At 42.7% G+C, this 11,636-nt stretch carries 8 protein-coding genes; all 8 read right to left on the reverse strand.

Going from position 1 to position 11,636, the window contains the following annotated elements; translation table 11 throughout:
• Positions 1-2: 2 nt before the first annotated feature.
• From tssM to AAFX28_RS16080, 8 genes are read right to left on the reverse strand one after another with little or no spacing between them, the layout of a single operon-like run.
• Positions 3-3,383: a type VI secretion system membrane subunit TssM gene (gene tssM, locus AAFX28_RS16045; RefSeq protein ID WP_408689126.1), complete on the reverse strand. Its 3,381-nt coding sequence runs from the start codon at positions 3,381-3,383 to the stop codon at positions 3-5.
• 2 nt (positions 3,384-3,385) lie between these two features.
• Positions 3,386-4,585, reverse strand: coding sequence for a type IVB secretion system protein IcmH/DotU (gene icmH, locus AAFX28_RS16050; protein ID WP_408689128.1), 1,200 nt, complete (start codon positions 4,583-4,585; stop codon positions 3,386-3,388).
• Between the two features lie 4 nt (positions 4,586-4,589).
• Complete coding sequence (gene tssK / locus AAFX28_RS16055) at positions 4,590-5,921, reverse strand: type VI secretion system baseplate subunit TssK (protein ID WP_408689130.1); 1,332 nt, start codon at positions 5,919-5,921, stop codon at positions 4,590-4,592.
• Positions 5,922-5,941: 20 nt separating this feature from the next.
• Positions 5,942-6,427, reverse strand: coding sequence for a type VI secretion system lipoprotein TssJ (gene tssJ / locus AAFX28_RS16060; RefSeq protein ID WP_408689131.1), 486 nt, complete (start codon positions 6,425-6,427; stop codon positions 5,942-5,944).
• Entirely contained in the window at positions 6,427-7,365 is a 939-nt protein-coding gene (locus AAFX28_RS16065; protein WP_408689133.1) for an FHA domain-containing protein, read from the reverse strand. The genes tssJ and AAFX28_RS16065 overlap by 1 nt, the downstream gene beginning before the upstream one ends.
• A gap of 3 nt (positions 7,366-7,368) precedes the next feature.
• Positions 7,369-8,091, reverse strand: a complete 723-nt coding sequence (locus tag AAFX28_RS16070; RefSeq protein WP_408689135.1) for an ABC transporter substrate-binding protein — start codon at positions 8,089-8,091, stop codon at positions 7,369-7,371.
• Entirely contained in the window at positions 8,079-9,086 is a 1,008-nt protein-coding gene (locus tag AAFX28_RS16075; protein ID WP_408689136.1) for an ABC transporter substrate binding protein, read from the reverse strand. The genes AAFX28_RS16070 and AAFX28_RS16075 overlap by 13 nt, the downstream gene beginning before the upstream one ends.
• On the reverse strand, positions 9,083-11,629 hold the full coding sequence (locus AAFX28_RS16080) for an MFS transporter (RefSeq protein ID WP_408689138.1): 2,547 nt from the start codon (positions 11,627-11,629) through the stop codon (positions 9,083-9,085). Before AAFX28_RS16080 ends, AAFX28_RS16075 begins: the two co-directional genes overlap by 4 nt.
• Positions 11,630-11,636: the final 7 nt, after the last annotated feature.

Here is an 11,636-nt window from a genome sequence, read left to right on the forward strand (position 1 = left end):
GGCTAGATGCTTCCAGGTAGCGAAAATGCAGAAAAGAAATTCGGCACGAACGGGTTGTTTTGACCTTGCGTCTTAATATTTAACTCTACTTCACTGTCCTTGTAAGAGAACTTCACTTGTGTGGTTTGAGATGTGGTAGAGACAACACGTGGTGTCAGTAATCTAAACCACGCCCAACTCCCGCTAAAGGTTTCATTCGCCACCTGATTCCCTTGAGAGAGCAATCTGAAGCTAATGGAATCTTTGTCCACATCGGCCGCTGACCAAGATTGTTTGCTCCACAGGCGAGGTCCGTGTCGATAGGTGAACAATGATTTTTCCGCATTAATCGAAAACTGAGTCAGGTTAGCACTCATCTCTTGGGCCTTAAGTTGGAACTCCAATGAGAGATTTTGTGGATCTTTCAGGAATAGAGCATTGCGTATATCTTCTGCTTTATTGATCATTTGCCAAACGTTCGGGTCAAGTGCTAGACCGCTATTAGGCAGAAGTCCTGGTAAAAATGGTGAACGTTCATCAGTGATAAAACCTTTCAGCTTAGTTTGGTAGAAGCTATCCAACACACCGTTGTTCTCAAAAAATATCTTTACATCACTGGTGGAAGCGTCAACTGAAGAAGAACGGTTAAACGGATAGTATGATGCAATGGTATTTTGGTAAGTTTGGAATACTTCAGACTGCCAACTGCTATTGAGGTAACCATGAGCTAACTGCATGACCATATCATTGGTTTGGCTTGTTACGTCTTTAATTATCGCTACAGAAATAGTAGGTTGGTTAGATTCCATACCAGCAAGTGAAGAAGCAGGATTACTGACCTTTAGTTCGGCTGTTAGGGTCGTGAAGGCTACCTTTTGAGGATCATCGGCAATAAAGAATTTCTCTAACCAGGTTTCCAGTGCCGTGAACTGACTAAGTAATAAGTCGACAGGCTTAGTGTCTTGATTCGATACAGTAACTTGCTTGTGGTATGGCGTAAACGCAATGTATATCTGGCGAGCACTTTCCTTTTTATCTACGTCTTGCTCTGGCGGTTGAGCACCTTCTTCAGCCTCTTTTGGTAGCTCAATTTCAACAGACGTGTACTTGCTTACGGTACTGTACAATTGGGCTAAAGGATTGTTTGAGGCTGTGGTAAGGACAGACAGAGTAGTCTTTAGCTCATCAGGGCTAGTAATAGGTTTTACTTGAACACTTGCAATGAAATCGCGCCAATAATTGATGTAGTCAGATTGGTACATCTGTTTTAGGTCACGACTTACGCGGTACATCTCTAATGCACTTGGCGAGCTTCCCGCCACGCCTTCATATGCTTGTAACGCTTCATGAAGCAGGGGAGAGTCCACTGACAAATCAAGTTCATTGAAGCCAGAAGGTGTAAACAAGTAAGGGACAAGATATCCTACATAATTTGGTGAAAAGCTAAGAAGTTGATTAAAGTTTTCACCAAGTTCTTGTCTAACATCAACACGCTTAGAGTAAGTTGTTGAGTTCAGGATATGCTGGTACAGCAGTGTCTCTATACCCGTTTGATTGATAACTTTCTTGGCCAAACTCTCGAGATCGAAATTCGGTTTTACCGGAACAAGATCTTGTGCAAAGACATCATCCAGAAGCACTCGAAGCTGAGCAAGATTGACACTGTCTGCTTCTCCTTGATCTCTTAGCGTAGACATAAAATAGAGCTTGAGCTCTTCGATATTGGTGCGGTTCGGATCAAACAGTAATCGATAGTTATTGAGTAAAGAAAGCGTTTTGGCTTGATCCTCGAGGTTTACATAAACAAATAGGTCTTTCTCGAGGGTGTTTTCCATCGAGGGAATAAGCACTTTAGCGAGCTCACTAAAATATACGTTTTCTACTTCTTGCTTAATACTAGAGCTCGGCATAAATGGAAGCGTATACCAAGGATCTGGTCGTAAGTAGAGTGAGTAAATACGATTGAGCGAGTACAAGTTGGGAATGTTATCTGACATGTTTTCAATGTCATATGGTGAGGCCGCGATCGCTTCTTTGTAATGCTCAAGCATACTATCAGCGCGTGCTTCACGAGCATTCTGATAGTCAAAGTCGAGCTTTAATATAGTCAGAATAGCGACCAGAGATAGTGCGCAAAAAACAGTATAAGCGCCTTGCCAGAACAGGAGCATGTTTTCTTTTCTGCGGTTTACACCAACGAGTTCATGTTCATTCAACACCACGTGGCTCATGATATGCTGCGCGAATAGAGATTGGTTTACCGGCGTTTGCTGTTGCTGCTGGAATTTCTCATTGCCAAGCGAATCATTAACGACGTTAGCTAATATGTCATATTGCTTTTCACTTGAGCCACTGTGCGTAAAGTAGAAGCCTCTAAAATTAAGGCCATTGTTTAGTTGGTCGCCACGGTATAAACGCTGCAAAAAGTGCCATAAGGTCTGCTTTAATAAACCAAACTGGTAGGGAGCTGCGCAAATAGAGTTACGGAACTCTTGGTTGAGCTGAGAAGAGAGCGCAGTACTGGTGCTCGCGATGAGTTGGCCAATTAGGTGGTCGTATTCTTCATTAAACCAATCGGCATCGACACCACCATTTTTCATTACAGGGGACGTCGCACCAAACACTTCATTTCTTTTAGATTCATCAAAGGCTGAGAAGAACTGACAGAAATCGTTGATCTGACCCATATTGGTGATCAGATTATAAACGGGCAAGTTAAGGCCCAACGAGTCATTAAACGTTTTGATTGTCGATTTAACTTCGTCCGCTTTTTGAGTCAATAGTTCTCTGTTTTCGAGCAACATTGACACTTCAGTTGTGAGTAAAATTCCGTTGGCTGCTTGTCTTGGTCGCCATTTATTTAGGCACTTACATAATGTTTTGAGGTATTCAGGTTGTTGATCATCTCCCATACTTAGTGAAATTAAGATCGAATGTTCACTAAGCCAAAATAAGATTGGGAATTCGATATCATTACCGAAATCATCGAGCTTATAAGCTTCATAACCCATTTGCGTTATGATGCTCTTGTCTTTAGCTGGTTCGTCACTCAGCAGTAAATAGATCGGTTGATCGTATCGGCTGTTTAGGCGCTTTTTACGTTTTTGAACGTTCAGCATGCGCTTAAAGTGCTGAGTAAGTAGTTTACAGCGCTTTTGAATCAATAAACTTTCTTGGCTGGTTTTGGAACGCTGTTTGCCTTTTCGTTGCATTAACCAATAGCAAACTAGCCCTAACACCACACTACTTATAAGCGTGGTAACAATACCTACTATTAGTTGGTCTGGATAGCCGAGCCACCAAGTTACTCCGCCCCCACAAATGAGCGTGAGTAGCGTAATAATCAATGACCAAACGATACTACGTTTATTGCTCGGTTTAGGAGATGGTTTCGTTTCGCTCATCGTTACTCTGCCTCTTTATTATCTTTTTTATCGGAACGTGTATTTCTGACGATGATTGGGGTGAGTTTATCGTGCTCTGTGTACCACTGTTTAATCTCTACGGCCTGAGAAGAAGAGTCGCTGCGTACAATGACGCGGTAATATGACTCGAATTCATCGATGATAGGTTCGTATTTAGATGGTGATAAATTGGCAACAAACTTAGTCGCATTGGTACTTTTCTTAAATGTCGCCAGTTGAACGAGCCATGATGAATAGCTGGTAGCAAGATTACTTGGCGGCGTTGCTTTTACTAATTCAACTTTACTCGCTTTCTGAGGTGTCACCTCTAGGTCAGAGTCCTCACTAATAAAGATAATGTCATTGACTTCACCGGACAGAACGTAGCGATCACTAAAATCGGGCAGATTAAAGAAATCCCTAGAACGTTGAGAGTATGTCTTATCGTACCAAAAGTAAGTAAGGGTGATACTGGTCGCGATTAAACAAGCAAAGAATACCGTTGTGATGAAATAGCGTTTTCTACGTAAAGGTTTACGGACTTTAGGTAGTTTAGTTCGCGTGTGGCAATGAATATTTCCTGGCTGTCTGTAGCGGCTAATAACTTGCTCTAATTGATGAACGAAAGCTTTTAGTTGTTCACTGCCTGTTTCTCTATATTGACCTTTAAAGCCAATGTTTAAGAAAATATGGATGATCTCTAACAGGTCTATCAGTTTATGTGGTTGGCGAAGTGCTTTGTCTGCCACAGTAAAAAACAGTTCACCGCCGTTACGCATACCAAACAATTCACTGAGTAAGGTCTTGTTTTCCCAGCCACGAGATTCGCCCCATTCACTATAGATTATGAGTTCATCAAGTACGACAGCATATAGGAAACATAGCTTATCAATGACCGCAACAGGGTAGGTAAGTTCGGCGCCCTTTGTTTTAATGTCATTGATGCTTTCTACAAGCTGTTGTCGCAAGCTAGTGACATCTTCTGGTTCGGGAAGAGTAGATATCTTTAAAGTGATAGCAAGCAATTCGCTGCTGATGTTGAATAGCTGGTTTTCGGCTTTATCAAAATAGTGCAAAAACTCTCCGCGGCCGCGACTTGAATCGACGGGCGACCATGAGTCTCCCGTGGCTTCTTCGTTTTTGCTCACAAAGTCAGCTTGCTTTGCATCCCATACGAGCGTTTCTTCGTCCAAATATTCCATAACGTTATCTCAATGCGTATAGCATTACTTCAAGATCTGCTATTCGCGTATCAACGTGCAGGGCAATAGCGTCACGGTTTTCCAACATTTCTAACCACATACGGTCGGACGTATCAATTTCAAAGTACGCAGTGCCTTGGGTTGGTTTAAGCTCGCTAGGTGTCACAGGCAGTGGCGTCAATGACACGCCGGATAAGCCATTTCTAACGATTTCTACAATACGAGTGTTGTTACTCAACTTAGCGGAGATTGGGAAAAGTTCGTTCAGTTCCGCGCTACTGATTGTTGACTTAACAGCTAATACGAAACGTCGATTAGCCACGCTCGCAGTGTCTTTAATCAAGCTGCGAAGCAGTCGACGTCTCTCAAATAATGAGGTGTCCCAAGCGAATTCCAGTACCGAATCCTGTTGGACTAATGTCAGCATATTACGCAGCGACGAAAATAACGGGTTAAAGCTTTCGTACAGCTTATGGTATTGGAGTGGTCGACATGTTTCAGGGATTGCTGGTGTCAATGCCATTACTTGTGCTTCGAACTTGCGTAGCTCACCATAAAGTTGATGAGTCTGAAGTTTAGGGTTAGCGATGGTAAGATCGAACCACGGAAGCCAGCTATTAAGTGTTTGCAGCCACAAATAATCGTGCATCATAGACTGAGGACTTTTTTGCCCTTCGCCAGCTTGAATACGTTGAAGGAGCGTCGTTGCACGATTAGATGTAAGTGCATGAATTTCTTTAATACGTTCCACTAAAAGCTGAGAAGCTCCGAAGTGAAGACACGCCGGAATGAATGCACGGTCTAGAACGATTTCTCCCGATTCCGTACACTCTAAAATTTTAGCGACGGGTATCAGCGTGAACCCTGATGTATCTTCCCCTTGTAGCTTTAACGAAATGTTAAGGTGGGCAATGTCAATTTCTACACTGGCATTTTCAGAGGTTGATGTGTCGAACACATTCACGGTGCGAGTTAAGTAACGCCCTTGATCAGACTGTTCCTGACCGTAGTCATTGTTACCTTGCAGTGAGATAGGTAGGGCAAGATAAACTACTGTCTCAATACTGTTTTCTGGAACATCGCGAGCGACCTCATGGTTGACCTCAAAGTGAGTTCCATCAGGAAAAACGCCTGCGCTGCTTGTTACCGAGAGCTTGCCAATCTTGAGCAACTCGTGATTAATCGTAAGTTCAGTTACACCATAAAAGGGAGCAAAGCCAGCAAGCGTTTCTACGTTCTGTCTAACGTAATTTTGTACGTAACGATCTTGCTGCTGAAAATGTTGTGGGGCAATGAACATGCCTTCTTGCCATACTACTTTTTTAAACGCGTCCACGTAATTTCCCTATCTACTGACTAAAATACCTGCCACCAGCTTGAATCTGGTGTGACAATGTTTAATGAGGCTTTTGCCCCTTCGATTGTGAGCTGTAGGAATTGCTCATCTTCAAGAGGCAAAGTGGAAAAAGCCTTCGCCTCGCTATTTTGGTAGTCGACAAACTCAACCAGTACAGCGACATACTGAGTGGTTGAGTTAATGTCTAAAGTTTGTGTCACATTACTGTCGGGTAACACGACAGGAAGAACTTGCTTTGAAACCAAGTTGGCACTGAGTAACTTAACGTCGTCTGTGTACAAGTCGATAAAAGGTAATTGCTTGAACATCTGAGCATCAGTCAGCTGATATAAGCGCACGACAACAGGATTTGCTTCGTTTGAATCTGATGGATTCATTGTATTGTCAGAAGAAACAGCCAGAGTATATTGAGACACTACCGGCACTGGATCAGACGAGCATCCTACTAATATGAGTGCAGCTAACGGCCAAAACCATTTCGTCATTAGCTTTCCTCTCGCTGCTTTTGCATGTTCTCCATAAACAATGCTTTAAACTGACGACGGAAGTCTCCATTCTTTTGACGATGCTGGAAATGTTTACGGTAAATTTTCCAGTAACGTTTGTCTTTGCTGGTAAACATGCCACCAGAGATGTATTCGCTAAACTGTGATTCTAATTCTTGAGGAGCAAACTCATTTAAGAACTGATCAACGGTTTTTTCTAAAGCATCAAACAAGGCGTCATGATGGAGCATCGGGTTTTGCAAATATTGTTGATTTTTTTCCGATTGAATCAGTAGCTTTTCTATTGAAGCTTCTAAATGAGAATGGTTTTGTGACTCTACAGGTAAAAACTCAAGGTCTGAGCTTTGTTTGTACACATCCTCATGGGGAATCTCGTCTACTTCGATATGCTGAGCGATTTCATCACTGTCGAGATCTTCAAAAGGATCAGAAGCAAACGGGTCATCACTCATGATGTTTTTATGCGAAAAGCTACTTGTTTGACTCGTAACCTCGGGTACGCTTTCTTGTTCAAGAAAATCAGTGTCCTCATCAAGGTCCAACTCGAAAGGCTTCAAAAGGGGATCGTCAGCGTCAGGTTGAGGTGCGGCTTGAGTCGATGAAACCAGCGTCGAAATAAGCATTGTATAGTTTTCGATTTTAAGAATATCACCATCATTTAACGCGTACTCTTTATCTCGGCTAAGCGCTTTTTCATTAAGCGCTGCGCTATTTTGGCCACGGCTGATGTAGACATAGCCTCTGTCAGTCCGTTTAACTTCGCCATGTAATCGTGAAATACGTTTACTTTGGTCTGATAAACAAATATCGCAATCAGGAGCACGACCAATAGTGCCTCCTGATTCAGGAAAATACACAACTCTAGAGGTGACAACCTCTTCAGTGGGTACAGAAATCAAGTGAATGCTGATAGCCACTAGTTACCTCTCACATTTAGAAACCGCTGCATTAAATGCAGATAAGAAACCAGAATATTTAGTTAGGAAACGATTCGAAAAATAGACACCCATTGGTTTAGTCTCATGGGTTTTAGATTGGAAAAAATCACTCGGCAGTTCAGCTTCTTCTAGTTCTCCCTGAAACACGAGTCTATCTTCCAACGCGATATCAATTTCCCTTTGTTTTAAAAGCTTTAGTAATACTTTAGCATCTCGTGGCTGTTTGACTACATTGTAGCCATTACGTTTTAGCCAAAACCACTTATTCGACCCAAATTTGGCAGAGAACTTAAGGTTTAACTTTGACAACTCATTGATTTTAGGCTCGACACCTGGGCCGAAATACCAGACTAACTCTTGTTGAGCGATAGGAGCGGATAAGGTGGCATAGTCGTCGCGCTCGGCCGTTTGTGTCGCCACAAAAAAGGCATGCTGAGAGCCACTATGGACGCGTAGTTGAGCATCTGACCATGTAGTCATCGTTAGCTGATATGGTTGGCCCATTTTACCCAAGGCACATTTAACTCTATCTAGCGCGATACCTTGCATTTGTCCGTGTTTGTATTCTTGGTAAGGAGCCCAGTCTTGTGTAGTCAATAACAGACGAGAAGGGCCAAAATTAGGTTGTGCAACAGCATCAGCACTAAATTTTAGGCTGATTAATATCATTAGGCAGAAAGTAAAACTCGGTATCATTCTTGCCATTCATTCCCTCCAATAAGCTCGGAAATTTTTAGAATTGAAACAGGAGGATAGTAATCCAACGTACGAGCTGCACCGATGTTTACAATATAGGAGTATTGGCTCAAAGGTTCTATTGGCACAGCTTGTGGTGTACTTTTGTTAGTTAAAATTTGTTCAGCCTTATGTCCTGCAAATTCACCAACGTTATAGTAGCGACTTACAATACCAAATAATGCGTTATGTTTGCGAATAGGGGACTCAGTTGCCGAAAATGTCGCTATGCCTTGTTGATGCAAGCTATCAACGATCCCTTTACCTTGGCTGATGATATATGAGTCGGGTGGTAAATAGGCGAGTTGAACATTGTCTTCTAGCATGGTGTCAATTACTGACGATAGAGAACTTAGATCAGGCTTACTGTTTTTGGTTCGAAGTGGGTATAGGTAAACGCTCATACCAAACTTTGCCGAGAGCATCTGAATTTTGCGAGCAGTGATCACTGCGTTGTTTTCTAACGGGTTAAATACAATGCCCATAGTCTCGATGTTTGGTAGCTTTTGAATCGCGTTGAACTGGACTTCGTGAGGCACGATATGACTCACTCCCGTAAAGTTACGTTCAGATTCTGTTGTACTTGAGACAATTTTCGAACCTACAGGATCGGTGACAATACTAAACACCACGGGAGTATTGCTTGATTGACGAAAATGACTCGGTTTCTCTTCCGTACCAAGTAGTGACAATGTGGTCGTTGTCCCAAACGTATAGATAAGGTCAGCGTCGTAACTTTGGATATTTTCAACATACTGTGCAAGTACATCACGATCTCGTTTCGCATCAAGCAGGGTGTACTTTACGTCGATTTGGCTAGAGAGATATTCCATAAAGCCACGTTCGGCGTCTGTTACACCACGCCAAAGTAGCATGACAACTTGTTTAGGTTCGTTGGTGGCTGCAATAACGCTGTGGCTGAGTGGCAGAATTAGCGCGAGCATAAGCCATATTAATAGTCTCATTCAGCCACCTCCAAATGCGCGCGGTCGCGTTTTGTAAAGAGTGCGTAGAAAATGATTAAGATTGCTGAGCTAATAAATAACGTCACACCAAACAGAACAATTGTGTCTTGATACCCAAACAGACTTAAACTCAACCCTGCTAGCATCGGGCCAGAAATATTACCAATACGTTCTGTTAGGCGGAAAATGCCGATGGTTTTTCCTTTGTCTATACCTTCATTTGATAGCAATTCCATGACGAGTGGGATTTGAGGTGAAACACTGATGCCATGAGCTATGCCGATCATGATGACAATCAACAGCAGCCCAAGGGTACCAGGTAACATCATAATGTTGATTAGCGCTAGGGCAGACAACAGACCACCAATTACGATAAAGCGGATCTTGTTATCCCAGCGATCGACGAGGAATGCACTGAGTGGAGAAATAATGATTATCGCTAAGCCGTAGCTCATCATTACACGTCCAGATACTGCGCTGCTTTCGCCTAGGGATTGCAGGTACACCGGGCATAGGTAGTATAAAAATCCGGTCAAAACGACTTTAGATGGGATCGCACTACAAAACGTAATAAGGGCGAAATATTTATTGCTCAGTAGTACCTTGAAGTCGTTCAGGCTGACAGGTTTGCTTTGTGCATTTGAGCTGCCATGACTAAAGAAATTAACCACAAATAATACACTCGCTAGAGCCAAAACTGCAGCTAGAACAAAGGTGATGTTATAACCGAGCTTATCGGCGACGATTCCACCAATCGCTGCACCACATAAAGAACCCGCAAAGAAGGCTGATAAGAAAGTCGACATACCTTTGGTGCGATTCTTCGTCGTTGTTGTATCAGTGATATAACCTTGAGCAGAGATAAACACGATGCCGTAACCGACGGCAGTATACGCTCTTACTATCAGTAATAACTCCAAAGTTTGACAGACGGCGGTCAGAGCCAAACCAGAGCTGGTGATCAAGCCGCCGACGATTAAGGATGTTCTACGACCGACTTTATCTGACCAATAACCCGCAAATGGCAGCGAAATAGCCCAGCAGAACATAAATAGTGAAATCGGTAAGCTTGTTACAAGGCTCTCAGGAATCCACGATTGAGAGTGAGAAAGGCTAGCTACAAAGTTTGGGAAAAACGCTAAGGAAGCAGCTTCGGAAAACACCAACATAAACAATGGCAGACGAATAAATCGATAGTCTTGCGACCCTTTAACAGACAGAGCTTCATCGGATGCTTTGCGGCGTGTAATCGAGTTTAAAGATTCAATAATACGACCAAGTTCATCTTTTGCTGATACTTGCGCAATCCATTCTGCACGACCTTGCTTTGCGTTTTTGAGCAGCAATTTGATTTGGTGCCATGGCTTGATAATCATGAAGTTACAGACGAACAAAATGATCTCAATAACGATGAGCGCAGAGGCGATTAACACAGTAATCATGTCCATCAAGCTATCTTCTAACAACTGGGGGATAATATTTGTGTCAGTCGTCATCATCAACTCAATACTTGCAGAAGCATCAATCGGAAGCTGCGAAGCCATCATAGATTGACTGGTTACCATTTGCTGTGGGTATTGATATAGGTCTTCACCGGCTTGCTGGAGCTGAATTGAAAGCAGTTCAGGGTGCTGAGTAATATAAGAGGAAAATTCCTCTTCTAAACCGTAAAGTCGATCGAGTGGAACACCTTCTTTAAGAAGTCGCTGAATCATACTCGATAGGGTGTCGCCAATAACGTGAGACTTTTGTTCTAGTTGGGTCTGGTACGTCGCTGAGAATTTGTCTAACGCTTGGTATGAACTGCCGATATTGGAAGTAAATGTCAGCAAAATGGCGAGCACAATGATTAACAATGGGAAGTAGTTATCACGACACTGCTGCCATTGGTTTTTCCCGTGCGAGCTAAAAAAGGTTTTATGCGCATTTTCGATACGTTGTTCATCACTTGCAGTGTTGTCGTCTAAAACATTGTGCGTTGCACGTATCTTTTTGAGTAGAAAATCTAAGCCGATATTTAGTGCAAAGTAACCAATGCATGAGGTGACTAACACCCATAGCAAGGTGTCCATCACTTGTTGAGTAAGGAGCTTAGATTTGATGTTGTCGAGATAAACGGTCGAATAATAAAGGTTTAATGACCCTTCTTGCTGACCAAATGTATTGGTGATTTGTGCGCTTATCATACGCTCAGATTCGACATTTTTGCCCGCCGAATAGTGAGCGATACCGTTTTTGTCTAAAACCTCTATTTTGCTGATGCCATCCACAAGAGCGAGTCTACGCTCTAGTAGCGACTGGATATTTGAGATCGCAGAGAGCGGCAAGCCCAAACTCATTGCTTGCTTAATATCGTTGTCTGTTTCACTTAAAACAACTTGATACGTAGAGTCACTAGTTTGAGTTAGCCGCTTTTCAAAGTTGAGATAATTTAACGTGGTATTCAGGCCATTGGAAAAGAGCAAGACAGCAATAATCGCAAGCACCAGCTTCACTCGTAATGAGAAAAACGATTGTGACTTTCTGGTTTGACGGTTATCCATGACAACT

This window comes from Vibrio sp. TBV020, from assembly GCF_046056895.1.
Classification (GTDB): Bacteria; Pseudomonadota; Gammaproteobacteria; order Enterobacterales; family Vibrionaceae; genus Vibrio.

Bases quoted from the DNA above. Each gene is read 5' to 3' on its own strand.
- tssJ (WP_408689131.1), bottom strand. From the start codon at position 6,427: ATGACGAAATGGTTTTGGCCGTTAGCTGCACTCATATTAGTAGGATGC.
- AAFX28_RS16070 (WP_408689135.1), bottom strand. From the start codon at position 8,091: ATGGCAAGAATGATACCGAGTTTTACTTTCTGCCTAATGATATTAATC.
- tssM (WP_408689126.1), bottom strand. From the start codon at position 3,383: ATGAGCGAAACGAAACCATCTCCTAAACCGAGCAATAAACGTAGTATC.
- AAFX28_RS16080 (WP_408689138.1), bottom strand. From the start codon at position 11,629: ATGGATAACCGTCAAACCAGAAAGTCACAATCGTTTTTCTCATTACGA.
- AAFX28_RS16075 (WP_408689136.1), bottom strand. From the start codon at position 9,086: ATGAGACTATTAATATGGCTTATGCTCGCGCTAATTCTGCCACTCAGC.
- icmH (WP_408689128.1), bottom strand. From the start codon at position 4,585: ATGGAATATTTGGACGAAGAAACGCTCGTATGGGATGCAAAGCAAGCT.